This window comes from Bartonella sp. B1098, assembly GCF_944896145.1.
GTDB lineage: Bacteria > Pseudomonadota > Alphaproteobacteria > Rhizobiales > Rhizobiaceae > Bartonella.
The window spans coordinates 577813-601765 of sequence record NZ_CALYLP010000002.1; the positions used below are offsets into that span (position 1 = coordinate 577813).

19 protein-coding genes, 1 tRNA gene and 1 pseudogene are annotated in these 23953 nt (G+C 35.8%); 9 read left to right on the top strand and 12 right to left on the bottom strand.

Features of this window, described 5'->3' with window-relative positions:
* The first annotated feature begins 120 nt into the window (after window positions 1-120).
* A complete protein-coding gene (locus NNJ85_RS02530; protein WP_254472629.1) occupies window positions 121-339 on the top strand; it encodes a hypothetical protein in 219 nt (72 codons plus the stop codon).
* Window positions 340-345: 6 nt separating this feature from the next.
* A complete protein-coding gene (locus tag NNJ85_RS02535; RefSeq protein WP_254472631.1) occupies window positions 346-1383 on the top strand; it encodes a tyrosine-type recombinase/integrase in 1038 nt (345 codons plus the stop codon).
* 207 nt (window positions 1384-1590) lie between these two features.
* Here NNJ85_RS02535 and NNJ85_RS02540 read toward each other — a convergent pair whose 3' ends face one another.
* Genes NNJ85_RS02540 through NNJ85_RS02555 form a run of 4 tightly spaced genes read right to left on the bottom strand, consistent with a single transcriptional unit; the run spans window position 1591 to window position 4945 of the window.
* Window positions 1591-2145: a biotin transporter BioY gene (locus tag NNJ85_RS02540; protein WP_254473290.1), complete on the bottom strand. Its 555-nt coding sequence runs from the start codon at window positions 2143-2145 to the stop codon at window positions 1591-1593.
* Between the two features lie 31 nt (window positions 2146-2176).
* Window positions 2177-2800: an energy-coupling factor transporter transmembrane protein EcfT gene (locus NNJ85_RS02545; protein WP_254473292.1), complete on the bottom strand. Its 624-nt coding sequence runs from the start codon at window positions 2798-2800 to the stop codon at window positions 2177-2179.
* A complete protein-coding gene (locus NNJ85_RS02550) occupies window positions 2797-3477 on the bottom strand; it encodes an energy-coupling factor ABC transporter ATP-binding protein (protein WP_254473295.1) in 681 nt (226 codons plus the stop codon). The genes NNJ85_RS02545 and NNJ85_RS02550 overlap by 4 nt, the downstream gene beginning before the upstream one ends.
* A gap of 40 nt (window positions 3478-3517) precedes the next feature.
* The gene (locus NNJ85_RS02555; RefSeq protein ID WP_254473297.1) at window positions 3518-4945 is read right to left on the bottom strand and encodes an amino acid permease; all 1428 of its coding nucleotides are present in this window, start codon (window positions 4943-4945) and stop codon (window positions 3518-3520) included.
* Between the two features lie 2049 nt (window positions 4946-6994).
* Here NNJ85_RS02555 and NNJ85_RS02565 point away from each other — a divergent pair.
* The 3 genes from NNJ85_RS02565 to NNJ85_RS02575 all read left to right on the top strand — a co-directional run bounded on the left by NNJ85_RS02565 (window position 6995) and on the right by NNJ85_RS02575 (window position 9313).
* Window positions 6995-7067, top strand: a tRNA-Thr gene (locus NNJ85_RS02565).
* Window positions 7068-8426: 1359 nt separating this feature from the next.
* Complete coding sequence (locus tag NNJ85_RS02570; protein ID WP_254473301.1) at window positions 8427-9089, top strand: lysozyme; 663 nt, start codon at window positions 8427-8429, stop codon at window positions 9087-9089.
* On the top strand, window positions 9086-9313 hold the full coding sequence (locus NNJ85_RS02575; RefSeq protein ID WP_254473303.1) for a hypothetical protein: 228 nt from the start codon (window positions 9086-9088) through the stop codon (window positions 9311-9313). Before NNJ85_RS02570 ends, NNJ85_RS02575 begins: the two co-directional genes overlap by 4 nt.
* 638 nt (window positions 9314-9951) lie before the next feature.
* On the opposite strand, the pseudogene NNJ85_RS02585 reads toward NNJ85_RS02575, so the two are convergent.
* Window positions 9952-10171, bottom strand: a pseudogene (locus NNJ85_RS02585) (integrase); the annotation flags it as partial.
* Between the two features lie 245 nt (window positions 10172-10416).
* Here NNJ85_RS02585 and NNJ85_RS02590 point away from each other — a divergent pair.
* Together NNJ85_RS02590 and NNJ85_RS02595 are read left to right on the top strand one after the other, a co-directional pair.
* On the top strand, window positions 10417-10686 hold the full coding sequence (locus tag NNJ85_RS02590) for a hypothetical protein (RefSeq protein ID WP_254473307.1): 270 nt from the start codon (window positions 10417-10419) through the stop codon (window positions 10684-10686).
* 12 nt (window positions 10687-10698) lie between these two features.
* Entirely contained in the window at window positions 10699-10839 is a 141-nt protein-coding gene (locus NNJ85_RS02595; RefSeq protein ID WP_254473309.1) for a transketolase C-terminal domain-containing protein, read from the top strand.
* 881 nt (window positions 10840-11720) lie between these two features.
* Here the strand turns inward: NNJ85_RS02595 and lldD are convergent.
* Together lldD and NNJ85_RS02605 are read right to left on the bottom strand one after the other, a co-directional pair.
* On the bottom strand, window positions 11721-12872 hold the full coding sequence (lldD, locus tag NNJ85_RS02600; RefSeq protein ID WP_254473311.1) for an FMN-dependent L-lactate dehydrogenase LldD: 1152 nt from the start codon (window positions 12870-12872) through the stop codon (window positions 11721-11723).
* Between the two features lie 887 nt (window positions 12873-13759).
* Window positions 13760-14848, bottom strand: coding sequence for a 2'-deoxycytidine 5'-triphosphate deaminase (locus NNJ85_RS02605; protein WP_254473313.1), 1089 nt, complete (start codon window positions 14846-14848; stop codon window positions 13760-13762).
* Between the two features lie 272 nt (window positions 14849-15120).
* Between NNJ85_RS02605 and mutL the strand changes: the two genes are divergently transcribed.
* Complete coding sequence (gene mutL, locus NNJ85_RS02610) at window positions 15121-16974, top strand: DNA mismatch repair endonuclease MutL (protein WP_254473315.1); 1854 nt, start codon at window positions 15121-15123, stop codon at window positions 16972-16974.
* 107 nt (window positions 16975-17081) lie between these two features.
* Entirely contained in the window at window positions 17082-17318 is a 237-nt protein-coding gene (locus tag NNJ85_RS02615; RefSeq protein ID WP_254473317.1) for a DUF2093 domain-containing protein, read from the top strand.
* 11 nt (window positions 17319-17329) lie between these two features.
* Here the strand turns inward: NNJ85_RS02615 and lpxK are convergent, their stop codons facing one another.
* The 5 genes from lpxK to NNJ85_RS02640 form a co-directional block, all read right to left on the bottom strand.
* Window positions 17330-18379, bottom strand: coding sequence for a tetraacyldisaccharide 4'-kinase (gene lpxK, locus NNJ85_RS02620; RefSeq protein WP_254473319.1), 1050 nt, complete (start codon window positions 18377-18379; stop codon window positions 17330-17332).
* The gene (gene waaA / locus NNJ85_RS02625) at window positions 18369-19691 is read right to left on the bottom strand and encodes a lipid IV(A) 3-deoxy-D-manno-octulosonic acid transferase (RefSeq protein WP_254473321.1); all 1323 of its coding nucleotides are present in this window, start codon (window positions 19689-19691) and stop codon (window positions 18369-18371) included. Before waaA ends, lpxK begins: the two co-directional genes overlap by 11 nt.
* Window positions 19692-20939: 1248 nt before the next feature.
* Window positions 20940-21185 (bottom strand): DUF4170 domain-containing protein, encoded by a 246-nt coding sequence (locus NNJ85_RS02630; RefSeq protein WP_254473323.1) that lies wholly within the window; start codon window positions 21183-21185, stop codon window positions 20940-20942.
* Between the two features lie 46 nt (window positions 21186-21231).
* Window positions 21232-22035 (bottom strand): 3'(2'),5'-bisphosphate nucleotidase CysQ, encoded by an 804-nt coding sequence (locus NNJ85_RS02635; RefSeq protein WP_254473325.1) that lies wholly within the window; start codon window positions 22033-22035, stop codon window positions 21232-21234.
* On the bottom strand, window positions 22022-23353 hold the full coding sequence (locus NNJ85_RS02640) for a TldD/PmbA family protein (protein WP_254473327.1): 1332 nt from the start codon (window positions 23351-23353) through the stop codon (window positions 22022-22024). Before NNJ85_RS02640 ends, NNJ85_RS02635 begins: the two co-directional genes overlap by 14 nt.
* Window positions 23354-23953 lie beyond the last annotated feature (600 nt).

Sequence of the window (23953 nt, forward strand, 5' to 3'; positions counted from 1 at the left end):
GCAATTTTTTAAACTGAAGGTGTTCTATAACACCTCTATCTCCACCCTTTCCTAACAATTTTCAATCAATTCGTGATTCACGATACGAGTGAATTGCATCTTAAATGTAAGGAGAAAAGAATGGCGCCTCGTCCTGCTACCATAACGCAACCAGCTATTGCACGCGCTTTAAGAGAAGCAAAAAAGCAAGGGTGTGAACTCATAGAAATAAAGCCAACCGGTGAACTGCTTATCTATCTTAAATCCGATATCCCAATACCAAACTCAACAACACACCCAGACAAACTTTTAGATTTCTCCACCAATGAATATTACGAAACCGCGCTCTCTAAGATGTAAAATACCATGCCTAAACCACGCCCTCCTCATCTTGTCAAAGAAGTCACACGTCATGGTAGAATTATATGGTATGTACGCATTGGTCATGGAAAACGCATTAGAATCCGCGGAACCTATGGAACACAAGAGTTTGTTGATAAATACAAAAGCGCACTTGCCGAATTGCAAGGGCTTATACTTCCTAAATCCAAAACCGGTAAACTTACTGAAGGTTCGTTTGCATGGCTGCTTAAGCAGTATTTAAACAGCTCTAATTGGCATAGTTACTCTAATACGACAAAGAAACAAAAAGAATACATTCTTATGAAGGTGTGCGATACAATAGGCAACGTTCCATACCAAGCAATTGAAAAGAAACATATCATAGCCGGTGTTGAACGACGTAAAGAAACGCCAGCAATGGCTATAAGCTTTCTGAAAGCCCTTAATGGACTTTTTAATTGGGCGATTGACCAAGATCTTTTAGAAAATAATCCAGCTTTAGGCATTAAAAGACCAGTCCTTAACAACAAAGATGGGTTTGCTGTTTGGACAGAAGAAGATGTCGAAAAGTATTATCAAAAATGGCATCATGGTACCCATGAACGTGTCTGGATTGATGTTCTTTTATATACGGGTTTGCGTCGTGGTGATGCCGTTCGCATTGGTTGGAAAGATGTAAAAGATAATATTATTCATCTCAAAACAGAAAAAAGCAAATTTCAAACAGATGTTTTTCTTCCGATTTTGCCTGAATTAGCCGAAACCCTTAAAATTGGTCCTATTGGTGATGAAACATTCATCTGTAGTAAAACTAATAAAAAACTCGTCAAAGAAAGTTTTGGCGATGCATTTAGAGAGGCTTGTTATACAGCAGGCATTAAAAAATCAGCCCATGGTTTAAGAAAATTAGCAGCAACACGCGCAGCTAATTCTGGGGCAACAGTATCACAACTGAAAGCACTCTTTGGCTGGACAAATGATGCTATGGCATCTCTTTACACAAAGAGCGCAGATCGTAAAAGATTAGCTCTTGAAGCTATAAAAAAGCTCCAAAAAAGTTAGGGATAGAGGAAAAAAAACGTAATAGAATCAAGATTCACCTATTCCCTTATATTAGACATAACTATTTTATTTTACTTGCTTTTTGGTCGCCGTGGCGAAATGGGCTTAAGTATCTTGAGAGATGTTTCTTTAAAGCAAGCTCCTGAATTGACAACGCAATAGCATTCTGTTTTACGTGAGGGGCATAACCCCATTTAAGAATCAGAACTACTCTTTCCTAGAATGAATGAGAGGGACAGTTTTTTTAATGGTAAGTGCTATAAATGATGCAATGAGCACTTTCAAAAAACCACCAATTAAAAAGCCTAATGAACTTATTAAAACTGTCAGCAAAGACACTTGTATCATATAGGCTGTCCATGGAATGCCAAAAGCATAAACAACGCCTATACCACCGACAGTATTGATTAAGAATAAGAGGATAAAATTTAATCGTTTCCAAAATAACTCAACCAGCAAGCCAATGAAAAATGCAGCAAAGGGAAAACTGATGAGATAACCACTCGTAACCCCTGAAAAAACGCTAATTCCACCACGACCACCAGGCAATAGAGGCAATCCAATCGCAACAAGAACAAGAAAAAGAAGTGATGCGAGAGCTCCCCTTTTGGACCCAAGTATAGATCCTGCTAACATTGGTCCCATCGACTGAGCTGTAATAGGTACTCCTAGAAGAAAAGGAAGATAAACAGGAGGGAAAAGGCTTAAAACAGCATAAATAGCAGCGAATAAAGCAATATAGACTAAATCTTTTGTATTCATTTGATTCTTCTTTCACTATCAAAAACTTGCATTATTGATGAGATACTGTATCAATATTATCGGCATCATAAGAACGTGCTTCCAATGCTTCAGCTACTTCTGAAGCCATTCTTATAGTTCGTATAATTAAAGGTATTGCAAGAGCAACGATGTTCGTATTCAGTCCCCGTGCTTGCTGTGCTTCATAGACTTCATTAAACTTTTCACTCAAAAGAGGAATAAACCTGACCGCCATAGAGATAACCATACTCACTTTTGACGGATTTATACCCAAACAACGAAAGGGCTGAAGCCCTGCTTCAATTGCATCCACCATATCTGAAACTTTTGTTGTGAATGAAACAAGGGATGATAAAGAAAAGAGAATAACAAGACGTAATATGACCTCAACTCCCGTAAGCCAACCACTAAAAATAGTTTGAAATACAAATAGAAGAACTAAAAGCAATCCCATCGATTTAAACTGCTTTATCACAGTGCTACAAGGAACCTTGGCAACTCTATAGAATAAGGCAACAAATAATAAAAAGAGTCCAAGAAATGGTATAGATGAAACCATTATTATAAAAGTTCCACATACCGTAAGAAATAATAGCTTAACTCCAGGACTTAACCTATGAATAAACGTATCCCTTGGAATATATAAACCGATCATGACATTCTTCTTATATATTCCTTAATAGCAACAAAAGGTACATCATCAATTGCTATTTCCCCCTTATCAAAAACCAGTACTCTATCAAACTTTTTCAAAAACTCCAAATCATGCGATACAACTATTGCCGTTTGTGGTAATTCTTCTATCACTTGCGTAACACGATGCTTATTTCGCAAATCAAGTAATGTTGTTGGCTCATCAAAAATAATGTAATCTGGTTTCATTGCAATGACACTGGAAATAGCAACGAGTTGTTTTTGCCCACCACTTAATAAATGAACAACGTGATTTCTGAAATCTTGAAGTTCATAGCGCTGTAAAATTTCATCTACACGCTTCTTAATTTCATCTTTACTAAGCTTCAAATTTTTAAGACCAAAAGATAAATCTTCTTCCACTAAGGGTAAAACAATTTGATTATCAGGATTTTGAAAAACAAATCCTACTTTACGCTTTACCGCCTTTGCATCGCGCTTTGTATCAAGCCCATCAACACTTACAAAACCATGAGATGGTAATTGGAGCCCATTGATAAGACGCACAAATGTACTTTTTCCAGAACCATTCGCACCAATAATGGCAATGCGTCTTTCGGTAAGTTGTACAGTAATATTCTTTAAAACACACAACTCACCAAAGACTTGCGTCACCTTATCAAATTTTATAACTCCCAAGGTTTATTCCAATCAAACCCTTTATTATCATCTTCTATTGTTATCGCTTAAGCTTATAGCCTAAAAGTAAAAATAAGTACCATAGAGGAATAATAATAACTGCCAAACTCATATCAGGCATCTGTACAGGAATATATGTTTCAAGAAAAGGTATTCTTATTCCTACCATATCCAAAAGTCTAGCCATTAATCCATTTTTCCCAAAACCACTTATAAGCATTATACAAAATAATAAAACAAGAAAGCATAAGCAAAGATAGTTCGCGTAAGGATATAAACCAAACGCATAAATAAAGTTTCCTTTTCTACTCTTATGCGCCTTTCGAAATTTTAAATGAACAATAACAATAATAGCCCACGTAATAAGCGCCGCAGCAGTTGCAAGAGCCATAATTCGCATAAAACTATTATCAGGAACGAGAGCATTAATAACAATGATTATTGCCGTACACAATGATGAAAAAAGGATAGTAACATAAGGAACACGAGCAGCATTCAGTTTACTGAAAATATGTGGTGCATTTTTTTGTATCGCTAAACTATAAAGCATACGACCATTCGAATAAATGCCACTATTGTAAACAGAAATAGCCGCCATAATAACCACAAAATTCAAAATATGACCCGCAGCGGGAATGCCTACAGTTTCAAAAATTGTCACAAAAGGACTACCATTTTTGCCAATCATATCCCACGGGCTGATTATCATAATAACGCTGATAGAACCAATATAAAAAATTATAATTCTCCACATAACTTGACGAATAGCCGCCGGTATTGTTTTTTGTGGATTAGATGCTTCTCCAGCAGCAATCCCAATAAGTTCGGTCCCACCAAAAGAAAACATCACGACAGAAGTCGCCAAAACAACCCCTATAGCTCCATAAGGAAAAAAACCGCCATGATCCCAAAGATAACGGATACTCGCTTGATTTTCCCCTATTCCAGAAACAATGAGAAAAATCCCAAAAATAATCATACCAATAACAGCAGTAACTTTGATTAAAGCACAACCAAATTCAAATTCTCCATAAAAACGAACATTCGATAAATTAACGAGTGTGACAAACAAAAGTACAATAAAGGATGACTTCCAATGATCAATCAAAATCCAATGATCTAGATAAAATCCAATCACTGTAAGTTCAGTCATACTGACGAGGATATAAAGAAACCAATAATTCCAACCTGTTATGAAACCTGCTAAACTCCCCCAATATTTATAAGCAAAAAAACTAAAAGCACCCGATGTTGGTTCTTCTACAGACATTTCACCAAGCATTCGCATAATGAAATAAATAATAAGTCCCCCGAAAAGATAAGCTAGAATAGCCGAAGGACCAGCCAATTGAATTGCCTCTGTTGATCCATAAAAAAGCCCCGTCCCTATAACGCCACCCAAAGCAATCATCTGAATGTGGCGATTTTGAAGATTACGCTTCAATTTATTATCCGCATCCTTAAGCATTATTCTTCACTCCCCCCCCCTTAATATTGATTGTAATCTTTACATGAAAGGCTGATAATATCTTCGACATATTTTTTTTCAACAGAAATTATAAAAGAGAACATAAATCTATTTTTTTGTCATAATGCAACTCCTTGTCTTTCTGTGCATTATGCGAATGTTCCATTGAAAATATAGGAAGAAAAAATATGCTTCGTTCTTTATTCAAATTAATGGCTTTCATTTTTGTTACACTAACAATTGTAACGTTGGTCATTGATAATGCACACTCCGTCATCACATCACATTGGACAATAACCCCCCTTAATAAAATTCTCGTAAATCTTCTGCAAACAAATATCTATAACCTTAATCAATCTCTATGCAAGATAATGCCTGATTTTCTGTCCTCCATTTGCATTACTCTCACGTATCTACCAGCATGGATTATCTTTGCTGCTTTAGCAATAATATTTTGTATCTTAACCTACAAAAAACAAAAGCCTTTTCAAAAAATATCATATACATATAATAAAGAATACATTTAAACTTGAAAAAGGTTTATAGAACTCACTGTACTATACACAACCGATGTAGCCTAAAGTCCCTAATCCTATCAACACAACCAAAAGTCATTTGATCATAAGAACAGGTTAAAACGCTTTATTATAATATATACATGTTCAATCACGATTGTTAATCGATAACGATAATATCATTTAGTTTGCATCAACTCAAAGAAATTAGCGAGTAAGTTTACCTCCACCTATGAGAAAACTCTGTACAGAAAAAATTGAAACTTCTTAAAATGAATAAGGGAGCTTATAAAAGCTGTCTACATGCTAAAAAATGCATTCAATAAAAACTAATCTGTCAATAACGTAATCGTGATAAAGAACTTTTCACAGTTTCCTCCTATTGAAATATTCATCCTATCACCTCTAAAAAAATAAAGAGGCTATTATTAATTGTTGAACAAATATCTTCACAGGATCACGCCCCTCTCGTAAAATAGAATGCCATTGGGTTGCACATTTATGCGCTTATTTAAAAAAATATCTCTCAATATGCCCAAGCTCAATTCGCGACATCAACCATGAATGATATAATGTTCAATCCATTCAGCACCTCCATCTTTATGCTTGTAAAAGAACAAGCAGACACCATCACATACTTTGCCAACCAACCCTAAAATGTCGCAACAGCCCTTGGTACTTGAGATGATTTATAAAAGGTATTTTAGTTCTTTCTTGTATAGTTTTTATCCTCACATGCATCTTACTTGTAACGTGCAAAAGATCATGGTTTTGACTTAATTAAACATGAGAGAGATTTGAAATGAGAGAATCTTGCGGTATTAAAGATTTTAATTCAAGTTGAATAATGATAAATATTATAAATTAGCCTGTTGCTTTATTAAGAAAATGGCAAAATAACAGCTTCATTAAGGCTTTTCTTCTGAATCTGCCAAGCATCTCTAAAACATCAACTTTTTAGATATTTTCTCCAAACTTTTCCATTGATCAGTGACCACACGAGAAAGCTCCTAAATGATTTTTTCTTTGCAAGCGAGCTTCGTTTCTAGTTCTACCAACCGATTTTCATCCGACATGATCCGACTTCCTCTTAAGTAAAAACCGTGATTAAGTTTAATAACCCGCCCTCTTTTTCTTCCTATAAAGTTGAAAAGAAACTTCAACTAATTTTACTCGCCTCATTTTCAAATTATATAAGATTTATGATAAATTTTAGTTTTCTGAGCACTTATTCAACAAATTTCTTCCATGTCTTAGAATCAGAAAATATTTTTATCTTTGCTAAGATCTCTTAACACCATTTTCTATCTTAAAGAGAGAGGTTTCCAGCTTCTTAATTTGAACACTATCATAAATCGGTAAGCATTTTATAGCATTACAATCACAAGAATACTGCCTCCATGACTTTTGTGCAGTTCTCGCCTTCAATATTATCACATCTTATAAATTTTTGAAAAAAATGCATACTTGCTTTTATACATACTTTTAGCTATTACCCTCAAATTAGTTTTGTTTCATTGACTTACAAACCTATGCCGCATTAGCTCAGTTGGTAGAGCACATCATTCGTAATGATGGGGTCGCTGGTTCGAATCCGGCATGCGGCACCGATTTGTGTGTTTAGAATATTTAAATATATAGGTTTTTTCTTTATTTTCTATTTTTAGACCACCTTTTAGTCTGCCTCTTGTGGCTTATATAATTACTTAGTTTGTTGTTATTTTCTCCGTATTTTTTGAGTAAAAGCTAGCATCTCTTTTTTCTCCATTTCATGACTCTACCTCACTTATATGACTCTAGAAGTAGCGCTTTGAAGCCTCCAAGTATGAATCATTGTTGTGGATACACTAAAAAGCGGTGCACATTCATGAAATATATCTACCACCATTATCACAAAGCATCTCATTTTTATACTCCATAAATGGGTGAAGATTCTGAAAAGAGAAATTTCCCTTCCTAACTTCAAGCAGCTTTTATCAAAATCTTTTATATTCCTTGTGTTATTACCCCTAAAAAGATTTCACAAGCTGAACTGATTTATTTAAGATGCTACTGGAAACGTAGCCAATAAACACTAGACAAGATAATGCCATTGCCAAAACGCTTCATATGAAGAAAACAAGGCATTATTCATATGAATAAACAACATAACCAAGACTGCCGCTCAAGTTTCTTACAGTACAATATTCTTTAAAAAATTATTAAATATCATTGATCTATAGATTAAATATGCTTCTCTGATATACTGTTTCAGTTGGAAACAGATTATAAGAGAGAGATAAAATATCCATTATGTTTTCATGTAAATATATTTTATTTATAAAAAAATTTATGTAACAGTTTATTTCAAATCCTTCATGAAGGTATGTTTTTAATGAAATTAAGCAATTAGAGGAAAAATAAAGAACAATTAAATTAACTATAGCTTTTTTGATTAAATATGTATAATACGTTATGTATTCGATATGTTGATTCTAAGATAGTTGGTGGATGGAAATGTTTAATCGTAATATCTCTTTTTGTTTTTATAAAAGTTTATATAGTGCAGGTTATGGATTCTGAAATTATTTAAGAATCAGTACCTATTGTTTCGTTAATTATTATATTTCTTACTTTTTTATTGAAAAGATATTTTCTTCTCTAAAAGTATTGGAGTATTTCAGATAAATTTTATCTAAATCATTCTATATCAATTGTATTTATCGGTGAAATATCTGATTATAAATTTATAAATTGGTTTATTAAGAATTGTTGTATTTAGGTTCAAGAGGAAGTTAATTACTACAAAATGAATAGTAGTTAACATGATTTTTTCTCTAATAAAAATGATATGGGGTTTAATAAAGTTCATTAAGGTAGTTTTATCTCAATTAAACCCTTTCACTGTTTCATTCTTTAAAATTGAGTAGATGTAAGTTTTGAATTTATGTCCTGCTTTGTGTAGTTTTTTTATAGGATTAAGAATAATGCGAAAAATATCAACGGAAGGGCTTGCACTGATTAAGCAATGGGAGGGTTTACGTTTAAAGTCCTATGAGGATTCTGGTGGAATATGGACAATTGGTTATGGGCATACAAGTGCAGCTGGCGCCCCAAGTGTCAATAAAGACATGCAAATTACCGAAAAAGAAGCTGAAGAAATTCTTTGCCAAGACTTGAGAGAATGTGAAGCCGTTGTTGAAAAAGCTGTTACCGTTCCTTTAAACGATGAACAATTCGCAGCTTTGGTGTCGTTTTCCTATAATGTAGGAATAACAGCTTTTTGCAAATCTACGCTTTTAAAAAAGCTCAATAACGGTGAATATGAAGCGGTACCAACTGAATTGCAAAAATGGACAAGAGTAGGCGGAAAGCGTATCCAAGGTCTTGTCAATCGTCGAGCAGCCGAAGCAGGATTATGGGCAAAGGGAGCTCGTGTTGCGCCTAATTATCATGTCGTAGAATCAGAAGGCGTAACGGGGATTTGCAAAATAGAAGCTCTTGCACCAATTATAGGCTCTTTTTCAGGGCTTGGAGGACTTTTTGCAGGAAATGGTCCTGTCCAGTGGGCTTTAGCAGGCATTATGGTTTTAGCTGCTTGTACAGCTATGGTATATATTGCTAAACGTTTTCAGGAACACCGCCTATGATCTTATGGATAAAAAAATATCTGACGACGACGTCAGCAATCATAGCAGCTTTTTTTATAGCTTTAGTGAAAGCCTTTTTCCTTGGAAAAAGGGTTGAGAAGCAAAAACAAACAAAGGAAGCTTTTAATACAGCGAAAACACGGCTTGAGGTAGAAAATGAAATTAACAAGAAAAGTGATGCTGATGTGCGCAATAAGCTTTCTAACTGGGTGCGCGACGAATGAACGAACTTCTTGTATTGGGTGGCTCCCAATATATTTGAATAGACAAGACATCAGTGTCATTAGTCCAGAGTTGGCAAGAGAGATTCTCAAACATAACGAACAAGGTGAGCGTGTATGTGGCTGGAAACATACAAGAAAAATCAAGTAATAAAAATGCCATTCCTCTGAAACATTTATCAATGAAAAAATTTGAAAGAGGCGAATCCATTTAAATCAAAAACAGAAACCCTTAAAGGGTTAAAGCACTTTGATGGTCTTTTTGATTTACTTGGAGCGATTTAATTTCATTGGAGTGACAATGGGGAGCTTGGCTTAAAATCAAAGGATTTAACTGGTTATATTTTCGCAAAATGATTAAATGTATTGAGATATTCTAGGGGTGTTCCTGTTATCCTAACCAAACAAGAGAAGAAAGGATTTTGTAGATTGCCCTTTTATTGCTTCTCAAAGATCTGATGATATGTCTTTAGCAAAAATTATTTTTAGAGATCTATTCATATTTAAGAAAATAAATCCATAAAATTATACAGAGATATTAGCTTTTTAGGGGATTTATTAATGAAGTTTTTTCAGCTTTTTACTGTAATCTTTTTGAAGGTAAAGTAAATACTTTCGCGTTGTATCTGCTATTTATGCTAAAGTGGTGCAAGAATATTGCGAATAATATTGGCTGTTAATTTTTCCATAGATAAGCTCTCTATGTGTGAAATAACATGCAATTTCAGTGGAGAAAACCAGCACCCATTTTTGCCTTCATTTTTTTTACTGTGCTTTTTTGCTTTCAAAAGCTGTATGTGCAATTTATTTAAAAGTATTACTTTGTTGTTTTAAAATAGTTTGTTCTCGAGAGACAAATGGCGGTTTCATGAATATCTGGAAAGATTGCTCAATTCGCAAAACTTTATCCGACATGTATTGTAGAAGTTGGAAGTACTGAATAAAATTTGATAGGTATTGCTGCTGGTCTTACTTCATGTGAAAAAAGTTCTTTGTTGTTTTGCAGGCTTGTTTTTTGATAACACGTGCCCTTAACAAATAAAGGTAGATATCTGCTTATTGTGAAAATCCTGTTCGATTAATTGATATTAGTGCGGGTATTAGCTATGGATCCTGAAGATACCATCATGCTATTTCCGATTTTGCTTCGTTTCGCATCATTCCTAACATACAGTATTATTGCTTCTGCAGATAATAAAGAAACAAAATCCACAATTCTCTCAACATTAAACAATCCTATGCACGTTTATATCTCCCTAGGAAAGCACCCTGTTATAAATATTCATAAGAGTACTGCAAACATCGATATCAGCAAAGCTTCTGTTATCAAAAAGGGAAAAGATATTCTCCTATTTGCCACTGGAAAAATCGTCTAGATTTATCTTGATGTGCCTGAAGCACTTAAAAAATATGAAATTATCCCAACAGTTGTCAGTGTACCAACAATCCGATCTTTAGATGATGCATCTATATTAGAATTTTGCAAATCTCACAGATCTATCGTTATTTGTGAAGAGCAGGAGGCTTAGAGAAGAAATAGCAAGATTACTCATGGAACAAAATATCGTCTGTAAATTCGTATCACTATAAATACCGGATGAGCCAATCTATAATGGAAACCAATGGGATTGTTTTGGCAAGTTATAAAATAAGTCTAGGAGATATAAAAAAACTGTATTAGCAATGATATAAGATACAAAAAACATGAAACTGCATCTTAATATGCTCGCCCAGTTAAAAATCATCATAAATCATTGAGGATGCAAAAAAAGAGACTGATAAGCACATTAAATCGCATTCTCTTGCTTTCTAATGAAAGCGTTTTTTTTTAATATACTATACTGTATTTTTATTATTTAAAAATATATTCTATAAAAAACAATACCATACCCATATAATATATTATTCATTAAAATTAGCATAAATACTATAGATATTATAGAATATATCTCAATCTTTTATTATAATTTATATATATTAATAATACATATTGATTTTTTAAATAAAATTAGTTATATACTATTATATGTATTAATTGAATATTAAAAACATGATTAATATTATATTTTTTATAAATAGGAGAGGAAAAATGCTCACAGCATTATTTATATCTATTTTTCTATGTCAACAGCTGTTATGCCTTTGCTCACAGCGCTTGTTCCTTTTTATCCTTAGAACGCGTTTTAACAAAGTGAATAACAGGTTTATGAAGTGTTATTTGTACTTTTTCTGCTTTGATTGTTAGTAAGATTTTTTTTACTATTATTATAGTTATTGGGTATTTATTGCCATTTTATAGAAGAGATTTTTAATCTTTTTCTTCAACGTTAACTGTCAACATATCTGTAAAATATACAATGATGCTCTTCTATAAAAAAATTCTTTTTCTAAAAGCAGTATAAAATAACTTTCATTGCTTAAAAACATCTGTATTTACTAAACTTTTGTGTGTAATCTCTTTGACTGTCTGAGCACCTGTCAATGTCATAGCTACCCGCATTTCATTGGCAAAAAGATCAAGCAGGTGAGTAACACCTTTCTCACCTGCTGCTGCGAGCGCATAAACAAAAGCACGACCAATCATGACAGCATCTGCACCTTGTGCGATCATGCGTACAACATCAAGACCAGAACGCACACCAGAATCCACTAAAATAACTAGATCACTCTTTACAGCATCCGCAATTGCAGGCAACGCCCGCGCCGTTGATAAGACACCATCAAGCTGACGTCCGCCATGATTGGAAACAACAATGCCATCAGCACCAAATTGTACTGCTTCTCGCGCATCTTCTGGATCAAGAATACCTTTCAGAATCATTTTTCCTTTCCAAAAATCGCGAATCCATTGTAAATCATACCAACCAATTGATGGATCAAAATTTGCACCAAGCCAACCAACATAATCATCCAGTGCAATTTTCTTTTTGAGATAGGTAGAAACATTTCCAAGATCATGCGGGCGCCCCATAACACCAACGTTCCAAGCCCAATGTGGATGCATAAAAGCTTGTAAAAAACGGCGTACCCCAGCATAAGGACCAGACATCCCTGAATGCGCATCACGGTAACGTGCCCCTGGAACCGGCATATCAACTGTAAAAATCAACGTGCGTATACCTGCTAACCAAGCGCGCTCTAATGCATCACGCATGAAACCGCGATCTTTGAGAACATAAAGTTGAAACCAAAATGCATCACCAACCGCTTCTTGCACTTCTGCAATAGGACAAACTGAAACAGAAGATAGAGTAAAAGGAATCCCTTTTGTAACAGCTGCACGCGCAGCTTGTACCTCACCACGGCGTGCATACATGCCTGTTAGCCCAACAGGGGCAAGAACAATTGGTAAATCAAGTGTCTGATCAAAAAGCTTTATTGAAAGATCAACACCACCAACTTGCCTTAAAATCCTTTGACGCAGTGCAAGTGCTTGAAGATCGCTACAATTACGTCGCAATGTTTCTTCAGCATAAGCCCCACCATCAATATAGTGAAAAAGAAAGGGAGGAAGACGACGCTTTGCTGCCTTACGATAATCAAATGTTGAAGAAATAATCATTGATGGCACCATTGTTTCTAAATGAAAGAGAAGATATCCTAAAATGCATAAGAGCCCCCTCTGTACCTCCTATTTGATACCCTCCCCAAACGCTCGATTGAATAGATAGAGGGAACAGGAATTGCAACTTTCTAAAAAACTCATTGATAAAAACAACGTCTTTTTTTTCTTTTCCAAATTTAAAACCTCACAGTATGGAGGAGGATCAATAACCTATTATTCATACTTTTATACATCGTTCATCTACAATTGAAGTGCTAAACTTTACTGTAAACAGATGCCTCTTTGAAAGCTATTGCGCCGCCAGCTTGTTCATTGTAATTCAAAGTTATCTCTCCCTTAAAAGTTTATTTACACTATTTCTTATAAGAATAGAGAGTCTCTTATCATGTAGGATAAACTATAATCCCCCCAAAAGATGAAAAAAGTATTTATTGGCTCTGAATGATGAATTTTATAGAGAATAAAATATACTAGGTATTTAAGTTCTAGAACAATGAAATTTATAGCAGCATCTAAGTTTTGCATATTTGTTTTGAAAATCAAATACGTTATTGTTATATCGAGTTTTATTAACTTGTTGATTTATTATCATAATGCATATGCAATGACTTATTGAAATAAGAATTGAATACAGTAAAACTCTTTAGATCTTTTTACGATGAAACAATTGGAACTATTCTTTTGCTCATGATAAACAAAGCTCATATGGATAAAAACGCTTAAAAAAGAAGTAAAAATCTCTCTCATATCCTCTAAAATGCAAGGACAGTCAAAACTTTTAAAACTGACAATAGAATGCAGGGAGTCCGTTTTGTGAGAAACAAAATTTTCCTACTTAAAAGATATTTTCTGCATATATTTCATCAAAACTCGTAGTTTTTAGCTCATTTAAAATGCTTGGATAATTTTAAACCCTGTGCTTGATAATGTGACCCGACATCATGCCCATAAAGGGTTGTTGGTCGATTAAACATATGCTCATAGACCAAACGGCCAATAATTTGGCCATGCTCTAAGATAAAAGGAACTTCATGGCTCCGCACTTCTAAAACCGCTCTTGCCCCTTTACCACCCGCTTCCATATGCCCAAATCCTGGATCAAAAAAGCCTGCATAATGCACCCTAAACTCACCTACTAAAGGATCAAAAGGAGTCATTTCTGCAGCATAAAGCGGAGGCACATGAACAAACTCTCGTGAAACTAAAATATAAAACTCATCAGGATCAAGAACCAGCTCCCTTTGACCACGATCAAAAAGAGGTTCCCAAAAATCTAAAATGTGGGCAGAAGCACGTTTATCAATATCAATAATACTTGTATGATGTTTACCACGATAACCTATAAGCTCATTTTTATCTCCTTTTAAATTAATGGAAAGCCCAATACCACCAGTGCTAATATTAGGATGATCATCCGATATCAGCGTTTCTTGCCTTTGCAAAGCTTGCAGCTCAGTTTCATTTAAATAACTTTGCCCTTTTCTAAATCGAAGCTGTGATAAATGCGAGCCAGTACGCACCAAAATCGGAAATGTTCGTGGGCTAATTTCCAGATAAAGCGGACCATGATAACCAGCACAAATTTTATCAAACTCTTGAGCATTATCCGTAATGACCCGTGTAAAAATATCTAATCGTCCCGTAGAGCTTTTGGGATTGGCAATAGCCGATAAAAATTCTGGTAAGGCCAAATTTTCCAAAAGTGGAACAATATAAACACACCCCGTTTCCAAAACAGCGCCATCTCGTAAATCAAACTCATGCAACTTTAACCGCTCAAGCTTATCCAAAACTTTTGCCTCAAGACCCGGCATAAAGGAAGCACGTATACGGTAAGCTTTCTCCCCTAAACGAAGATCAAGGCTTGCTGGTTGTATTTGAGATCTATTAAACGGATACAGAGCTTTCAGAAAGTTATTATCAATCAAAGCTTGTATATCACTATCTGCTAAAATACCGCTTAGACGCGCCATATATGTTGCCTTCCCTTTTTACACTATTTCTTTTTTGACCTAGATGATAAATTGGTGCAAGTTATTTTAAGATGATAAAAATTATTTTTTCTATTTTTTCCAAGTAATTTGTTGATATTTCGAACAATGAAAAACATTTAGTATAATATGCTCTTGAAAAAATAAGAAGCGTTTAGAAAAAATACCTCTCATACCTTCTCATTCTTGAATGTTACACAAATGATGTTATCATAATTTTCTATAAACCCCTTAAGAGTCCTGTTAGAATTTATATGATTATACGCCATCTTAGCGAAAATATTATTAACCAAATCGCCGCTGGTGAAGTTATTGAACGGCCGGCAAATGTTGTCAAAGAACTTGTTGAAAATGCTATTGATGCTGGTGCAACACGCATTGAAATTATGACAGCAAATGGTGGAAAAAATTTTATAAAGGTAAGTGATAATGGTTGTGGGATTCCAGCAGATCAGTTAACTTTAGCCGTTTCCCGCCATTGTACCTCAAAGATTACCGATGACGTACACAATATCTGCTTCCTCGGGTTTAGAGGAGAAGCCCTCCCTTCTATTGGTTCTGTTGCTAAACTTAAACTCATTTCACGGACAAAAGAAGCTGAGAGTGCTGCTGAAATTTCCGTTACTGCAGGAAAAATTGTAGGACCCAAACCAGCCGCTGCAAATTTGGGAACAATTGTTGAAGTTCGAGACCTTTTCTTTGTCACGCCAGCACGGTTAAAATTTATGAAAACTGATCGAGCTGAAACAAATGCTATTAGTGATATGATTAAGCGAATTGCTATCGCATTTCCACATATCCGCTTTTCTCTTTCAGGACTAGACAGAACATCTATGGAACTGTCTGCGACAGAAAATAATACTCAAGGACAATTACAACGTATTACCCAAATTATGGGAAAAGAATTTGCCCCTAACAGCATTGCACTGAATGCTGAACGCGAATCCGTGCGCTTAACGGGGTTTGCTTGTTTGCCATCTTTCAACCGAAATAACAGCCTTCATCAATTTGCTTATGTTAATGGACGTCCGGTGCGTGATAAATTTCTATGGGGTGCAATTCGAGGCGCTTATGCTGATGTCATGACACGGGACCGTTATCCTGTCGCTATTCTTTTTATTGATCTTCCTCCTGCTGAGGTCGATGTTAATGTTCATCCAGCCAAAGCTGATGTGCGCTTCCGTGATCCAGGATTAATTCGTGGTTTAATCGTTGGAGCAATTCGTGAAGCATTGCAGCAATCTGGTATTCGTCCTACTTCAACTCGTTCTGAAGCAATGCTCACAGCTTTTCAAACACAAAAACCATTGACACAACAATCATTGGACAATTTTAAAAATGCCCACCAATCTTCTTCTTACAGCCCGCAGTCTCATCATTTTGCCACCGCTTCAATGGTGCACAAACCATTGGATAGTAACGGTTCTTTTGGTTTAAAAGAAAATGCCACACCTATTATGGAGGGCTTAAATACACCAAGTGGTGCTACCTACATTCCAAGCACTATACCTTCGTCAGAAGAGTTATCGTATCCTCTAGGTGCGGCCAGAGCACAAATCCATAAAAACTATATTATTGCTCAAACTCAAGATAGTTTGATCATTGTCGATCAGCATGCTGCGCACGAACGATTGGTTTATGAATCACTCAAAAATGCTCTTTATGCTAAACCACTTCCTTCACAATTATTACTGATTCCTGAAATTGTAGAACTCTCTGAAGAGGATGCAACATGCCTCTTAATGCACAAAGATGCTTTGCAAAAATTTGGATTAGGAATAGAACCATTTGGACCTGGTGCAATTCTTGTACGTGAGACGCCTTCTATGTTAGGAGAGATCAACGTGCAAGCCCTTATTAAAGATCTCGCCGATGAAGCCGCTGAGCATGATACAACAAACAATTTAAAAGAAATGCTTGATTATGTTGCAGCAACAATGGCTTGTCACGGCTCAATACGGTCAGGGCGCCTTTTACGCCCCGAAGAAATGAACACTCTGTTACGACAAATGGAGGCAACGCCCAATACAAGTACGTGTAATCATGGACGCCCTACTTATATTGAACTTAAATTAGCAGATATAGAACGGCTTTTTGGCAGAAAATAAACGTTTAACTCTTTTGATAAGAAAAATATTTTTAAATTAACTCTCGACTTTATAATATATCTTATGGCACTTTTTTAAATAATACTGTCAAATAAAAAGGAACTAAAATGTTTTCCAATGGTGAACGCGAAGCAAAAGTTCGTTATTCTAATAATGGATATGACATTGTGGAATATGGAACCTATACTATTTGTGCCGTTAGCGGACAAAAAATCCCTATAGATGATTTAAAATATTGGAATCATCACCGCCAAGAAGCATATGCTAGTTGTGAAATTTCCTATCACCGTGAACTTGAATGCAATCCATATCTCAAGCAATTGTTAAAAACAAAAGAAAAATAGACTCTCGAAAGCTACAAATTTAACCTTTTCCCTCTCTGACAAGAAAATTCACAGGAACGTTTTCTAAAGCGGGTTATGACCTCTTCAAGGAGCATATGACAGAAATCTTTTTGAAGAAAATCGACTTCTACATCAAAAACAATAAGATTTTTCAAATCTTTTTGCGTATGAATTGTCTGTATACGGATATAATCTTTAGCCGTTGTCGCTAGCCATAAATTGTGCATTTGAGCTTTTTGTATAAGATCTGTTAAATTTTTATCGGTGAAAAAATAGTGATCTGGATAGATATAAGTTTGCACCACATGACCAGACAATTCTTTAATGGACCGAAAAAATTTATCTGGATTGCCAATCCCTGCAAATGCTAAAAACGATTTTCCCGAAACCTCATCAGAAGCACTTGCCTTAAGATGGGCACGATGTAAAGGCTTTCCAGTACCCCCAACAAGAAAAGCAACATTATCACGTGCATCTGAGTGACCAATCAATAAAACACTATCCATAAAAGAAAATTGCGTTTTTAATGGAACACGTAAAGGTCCTGCTGGAAAAACAGCTCCATTCCCAAAACCACGCATCGCATCCACAACAAGTAACGCATAATCCATATAAAGGCGGCGGCTTTGAAAACCGTCATCCATTAAAATAAGATTACATCCCTCTTTTTTCAACCGTTGTGCTGCTGCATAACGATTAGCCGATACAGCAACAAAAGCATGCCGTGCCAATAAAAGGGCCTCATCTCCAACATCGCGTGCAGTATCATATTTCTCATTTACAAGATGCACTCCTTTAACATCTCCACCATAACCACGTGATACAACACCAGGAACAAAACCAAGCTCTTTAGCCACTTTGGCAAAAGCAATAACAACTGGCGTTTTACCCGTACCACCGCATGTAAAATTTCCAATACATAAAACCGGAAGATCAATCACAGGAGGCTGTCTTGCCATAAAACGATGTGCAAAATAACCATATCCCCATGAAACTGGAGCTAATAAAAAACGCAAAAAGCTTTTATTTTTCCACCAAAAATGGGGAGCACTAATATGCATATCCACCCTGACGCTGACGTAAACCTGTTTGTATGACAAGGGGTTGTAAAAATGGATCTAAAATCTTTAATGTGCGCTCAAGTGCACCTGCCATACCCATTGCGACCTCATGAGCCTTATCAACCATTTCTTGTCGCAATGTTTCATTTGTTAAAAGTTTATACACTTGGATCGCAAGCTGTTTTGTATCTTGAACCACGTATGCTGCATCACGTATTAAAAATTGTTCGAACATCTCTTGAAAATTTGAAACATGAGGTCCCGTTAAAATAGCGGAATTCAGCAAAGCCAATTCCAATGGATTATGACCACCCTTTCCACATAACGATTTACCAACGAAAGAAACTTTCGATAAACGAAGAAAAAGTCCCATTTCTCCAATCGTATCTCCCCATAAAATGTCTGTATTCATATCTGGAATAGCATTTCTGCTTCTCCGCATAAAACGTAAACTCTGATTGTCACATTTTTTGATAAGATCTTCTACACGTTCAGGATGACGAGGTACAATAATTGTCAATAAATCTGGTAAATAATTTTTAACAATCTTATGAACCTCAAAAGCTATCTCTTCTTCCCCTTCATGCGTTGAAATAGCGGCCCAAACTGGACGGTTGCCGATAGCATTACAATAACGTGCAAGCAATGCTTGATCTTCAACCAAAAAAACATCAGCCTTGAGATTACCAGAAAACGTAACAGATTTTACACCAAGTGTATGGTAATAAACGACATCTCTTTCGTTCTGACTAATCGCCAAATCAATATCCTCAAAAATATGTTTGGCAAGAACGCGCCGTTTTTGCCACGCTTTAAAAGAACGTTCAGACATATGGGCATTAACCAGAATCTGCGGAATACGCATTTTGGCAAGCTCTTTAATACGCAGAGGCCAAATTTCCGATTCACAAACCAAAACGAGATCAGGCTTCCAATGATGAATAAATCGCCGCACGACAAAACCTAGGTCCAAAGGCGCATATTGATGAATCAACCGATTCCCAAAATGTTTTCTCACAAGAGAGGAAGATGTCACCGTCCCCGTTGTCAATAAAACATTTATTTTTAATGATAAAATATGATTAATAAGTGGAACAAGCGCAAGTGTTTCTCCCACACTTGCTGCATGCAACCAAACTAATGAACCTTGAGGACGTAGAAGGGAGCTTTTACCTAAACGCTCTTTTTTGCGACACCATTCTTCTTTTCCACGGATAGCACGAAAAAACAAATAAAAAGGGATAACAGGATATAAGCAAAAGCCAATCATCCGATAGGTTAAAAGAGCCGCATGTGCCTTTAATTCTACCATTTAACATCACCTCAGCCAGCTGTTTTGAGATATCTATAGGCTTATTTTGTTAAAAAATTCATCAACACTCTTTGGTTTACATCCATATTTTTTAAAGACTATCCATATCTTGGATACAAGACATTTCTCCTATGAGAAAATTGAAGAAGCTAAAGGAAAAAAATGTAATTTTATCCCCATCTTTTTTTAATTTTCCTATAAGAATAGCATATACACAAAATACAATAGAATAGATAAACCATTGACTATACAATGTCTCTTTTTTAACTTTCTTTACTCTTCCATATGCAATAGGCACATTTATAGCCATATTTTTTCTCAGATTTAAAGGCATTTCAAACGTTAATAATACTCACAAATTTTTATATGAACATAATATGCTGTACATTATTCTATTCCAATCACAATCATGTTACACTTACACTGTTTTATAAATTCCATATTTGTCTTTGCACAACCAAGAAAAAATAGAGCAAAAACTTTCTCAATTTGAGAACAAAACAGCTCCAAGACAATACTACTTGTGTAAAAAAAGTAATAACAAATGAATGATATGCGCCTTTGTGTCTTTGCAATTTTCATCTAAATCTATCTTATAAATAAAGAGATATACCTCATTTCTTTCACAATAAAAACTTGCGCAAACCACCTTGTCATCTGTAAATGCTATATTTTACCAAAGGTACTTTAAAATGTATCGCCTCTTTTTTGAACTCTTTTATTCACTCTGACGGCAAATCCAGAAACTTAACCACACTCTATTCTTATAATCAGGTAATATATTGATGTATAATGATTCACCAATGCGTAACTTATCTTTAAATATCGTAAAATTCTTCTATTTAAAGCCACCTTATGTTGCAGCAATTAAAACTTTTTGCTTACGCACTACAGGTGGAGAGGGGCGTAGATAAAAACGTACTGAAAAAGGCATACTAATACCTCTTATGCCCTCTCTCAAGTGCTAAAATTTATTCTCATCGTTTGAGCTCGCAAAGTGTACAATGATGTAAGAGAAGAATTTTTATTAATATTTTTAAGCATAAAAGATGGTGATATAATAATGGATTTTATTCCTTGCGCGAACACCATTATGAAATGAATTTGACATCTTGAGAAATGTTCCCTTAGGAAATCATATGAATTTACAATAATAATAGGCATTTTGTTTTTCTTAAAGGGCATGCCTATGAGAGAGCACGATAAACGAGCGTAAGATAGCGGATATAATGACCAAATATTCAAGCTTTACTCTGCATCGTCTGTTTCAGTATCAAGACACTGATGCAAATCCACGATGTAATAACGTTGTAATGCATTATCGACACTGCTTTGTGCTTTTGCCTGCCATGCTTCTTTAGCGGATTGGTAATTTGAGAAAATACCAACCACATCTAAATCATCAGGATTCTTAAATTGATTACTTTTAAGATTTTTTAATTCACCACCAAATACAAGGTGTAAATATTGTTTTTTTTCGTTGGCTTCAGTCATATGTGCCTCCATATCATTCAGATAATTTTAGCGCGCTTTTATGTGATTAAACTAACTTTGCTTGACGAACAACATCTATCATATCTTGACAGCAATTATTTTTACCAGCAATTAAAAGTCCATATTGATAAGGTTCAACTCCGTAAAATAATAAAGGGGCATCAAGCGATAAAAAACGCCCCCCACACTCCTGCAAAATAAGATCAGCCGCGGCAATATCCCATTCATGACAATTCGGACGAACTAATACGATATCGATCTCATCTTGAGCAACAAGAACAATACGATAAGCAAGAGAAGGAAGATAATGGTAAAGACTGACTCGATTGAGAAAATTATCGGGTAATTTTTGTGCGAGCGATTTATCAAGCGAAATTTTATATTTTCGATGAGCCTGAAAGGCTAAACGAGGAAGTTTTATCCCATTTAATGTTGCTCCTCCACCCGTGACAGCTGCATAAACATCTCCTTGAGCGGGACATTGTAGAACGCCCACAATAGGACGACCATCCTCAATAATAGCAACCGAAATACACCAATAAGGACTGCCAGAAAGAAAACCTCGTGTTCCATCAATAGGATCAACCACAAAGGAGCGTTCATAACTTTGTTGTTCTCGATGATCTTTTGTTTCTTCTGAAATCCATCCATAATTTGGACGCGCCCCAAGAAGCTTCTCTTTCAAAAAATGATCAACAGCAAAATCTGCCTCACTGACCGGTGAATTACCCTCTTTCATCCAAACATCCAACGTGCATCCAAAATACCGCATTGCTAAATCTCCTGCCTCTCGACAAACCTCACGCAAAAGATTTAAATCAGAAGAATGATGCGTGTTATTTTCCTGCAAGTGTCATCCCTTCAATTAACAATGTTGGAGCCGCTGTACTATAACGCCGATCAATATCATTGGCTGGTGTTAAATGTGCTAACATATGAAGCAAATCAGAACCCAGCGTTACTTCACTCACCGGATAAGCAATTTCACCATTTTCAATCCAAAAACCAGAAGCACCCCGACTATACTGACCGGTAACAAAATCAATGCCATGGCCGAATAATTCTGTAACATAAAATCCACTTCGTAAATCTTTTATCATATCGCAAGGCGATACTAAACCCGGTTCAATAGCAAAATTTGTACTTGTCGGCTGCACCAATGACCCCGAACGCACACCGTGTCCATTTGTTTGAAGTCCCAATTCACGTGCTGTGGATGATGAAAGAAGCCAGTTTTTTAAAATACCATTTTCAATAATATTGAGTGTTTGCCCCTCTATCCCTTCTCCATCAAAAGGATGAGAAGCATTTCCCCGTAATCGCAAAGGCTGATCGGTCACATTAATGCCTTGTTTCATTACCGTTTTGCCTAAGAAGTCCTGTAAAAGACTTGTTTTGCGCGCTACAGATGCTCCATTGACCATAGAGGCGATATGCCCTGCAATTCCACGCGCTGTACGCGGACTAAAAATAACATCAACGCCTCCTGTTGCTACACGAACGGCTCCCACACGGCGAACTGCACCAAGCCCTGCATTCTTTCCCACAGTTTCTGCATCCTCTAAATCAGAAAAATGTAAGGCTGTTGTGTAATCATAATCCCGCTCCATCTGTGTCCCTTCCCCCGCAAGAGCACTGCAAGAACGTGAAAAGCAACTGGAGCGATAGGCACCACAAAAACCATCGCTGGTTACAAGAATAAACCCACTACGGCCATAAGCTGTTGCAGCGCCACCAGAATTGCTTACACCTTTAACATCAAGAGCTGCCGCTTCTGTTTTTAAAGCATCCTCTGTTAAAAAATGACTGCTGGGTACAAAATCATCAAAAAGATCAAGATCTTTAGGATTCTTAACCAAACACTCTTTATCTGCCAACCCCTCAAATAAACTATCGGGAGAAGCTTTAGCCATTGCAACAGCACGTTCTGCAAGCTCTTGCGGATAAGACGCTAAATTAGCAGAAACACTTGCTACTTTTTTTCCAACAAAAACCCTTAGAGTAAAATCATTGCTCTCCGCTGCTTCTGTCGATTCGACTTTCCCAAAACGAACAGATACACTGGTAGAATGTGCATGAACAATAACAGCATCAGCAGCATCCGCCCCAGAACGCCTTGCCGCTTCAACCAATGAAACCGCTTTCTCAATCTGGTTCTTGTCAGTCATTCATAGACTCCCTAAAATATTTTATTATTTACCTTGATACGCACTCTGACAAATTTATACCAATCAGAATATAACTCTTGTGTGTTCATTCATAAAATTACGCACGTCTTATGCATTCTTTTTCTTTTAATGCATTAAATCACTTCCCTGTTAGCTTCTTTATGAAAAGTGGTAATATGTCGTAAAATCTCTTTAGTTTCAAGATTTCTCATGGGCTCTTATCATTTTAAAAGCGAAATCTGCAACTCATAATCAGATCAACAGAAAACCTCGTAAATCAATAGAAGACTTAGCAATAACACTTAGATTTAAGCCAAAATCTTCAAAAATTCAAAAAGCATAAAACAACCTAAACCCCACGCCTTTTGTTCTCTGAAGTGTCAAATAACCTCCCTCATTCCTATAGCATTCTTTAATGTCTCCACAAGAATCAAGAAAATGATTTATCTTTTTGGATATTGCTTTAACTTCTATAAGATCTCTCGTAATGAAATGACAATCTTGTAACCATAAATAGTGTAAAATACCATGACAATACTGGCTAAAACTTCACAAGAGCAGAAAAGAGTTTCTACAATTTTCTTATTTTCAATGAAAAAA

Coding starts and splice junctions, on each gene's coding strand:
- NNJ85_RS02530 (WP_254472629.1), top strand. CDS start 121: ATGGCGCCTCGTCCTGCTACCATAACGCAACCAGCTATTGCACGCGCT.
- NNJ85_RS02535 (WP_254472631.1), top strand. CDS start 346: ATGCCTAAACCACGCCCTCCTCATCTTGTCAAAGAAGTCACACGTCAT.
- NNJ85_RS02540 (WP_254473290.1), bottom strand. CDS start 2,145: ATGAATACAAAAGATTTAGTCTATATTGCTTTATTCGCTGCTATTTAT.
- NNJ85_RS02545 (WP_254473292.1), bottom strand. CDS start 2,800: ATGATCGGTTTATATATTCCAAGGGATACGTTTATTCATAGGTTAAGT.
- NNJ85_RS02555 (WP_254473297.1), bottom strand. CDS start 4,945: ATGCTTAAGGATGCGGATAATAAATTGAAGCGTAATCTTCAAAATCGC.
- NNJ85_RS02570 (WP_254473301.1), top strand. CDS start 8,427: ATGCGAAAAATATCAACGGAAGGGCTTGCACTGATTAAGCAATGGGAG.
- NNJ85_RS02575 (WP_254473303.1), top strand. CDS start 9,086: ATGATCTTATGGATAAAAAAATATCTGACGACGACGTCAGCAATCATA.
- NNJ85_RS02590 (WP_254473307.1), top strand. CDS start 10,417: ATGGATCCTGAAGATACCATCATGCTATTTCCGATTTTGCTTCGTTTC.
- lldD (WP_254473311.1), bottom strand. CDS start 12,872: ATGATTATTTCTTCAACATTTGATTATCGTAAGGCAGCAAAGCGTCGT.
- NNJ85_RS02605 (WP_254473313.1), bottom strand. CDS start 14,848: ATGGCGCGTCTAAGCGGTATTTTAGCAGATAGTGATATACAAGCTTTG.
- mutL (WP_254473315.1), top strand. CDS start 15,121: ATGATTATACGCCATCTTAGCGAAAATATTATTAACCAAATCGCCGCT.
- NNJ85_RS02615 (WP_254473317.1), top strand. CDS start 17,082: ATGTTTTCCAATGGTGAACGCGAAGCAAAAGTTCGTTATTCTAATAAT.
- lpxK (WP_254473319.1), bottom strand. CDS start 18,379: ATGCATATTAGTGCTCCCCATTTTTGGTGGAAAAATAAAAGCTTTTTG.
- waaA (WP_254473321.1), bottom strand. CDS start 19,691: ATGGTAGAATTAAAGGCACATGCGGCTCTTTTAACCTATCGGATGATT.
- NNJ85_RS02630 (WP_254473323.1), bottom strand. CDS start 21,185: ATGACTGAAGCCAACGAAAAAAAACAATATTTACACCTTGTATTTGGT.
- NNJ85_RS02640 (WP_254473327.1), bottom strand. CDS start 23,353: ATGACTGACAAGAACCAGATTGAGAAAGCGGTTTCATTGGTTGAAGCG.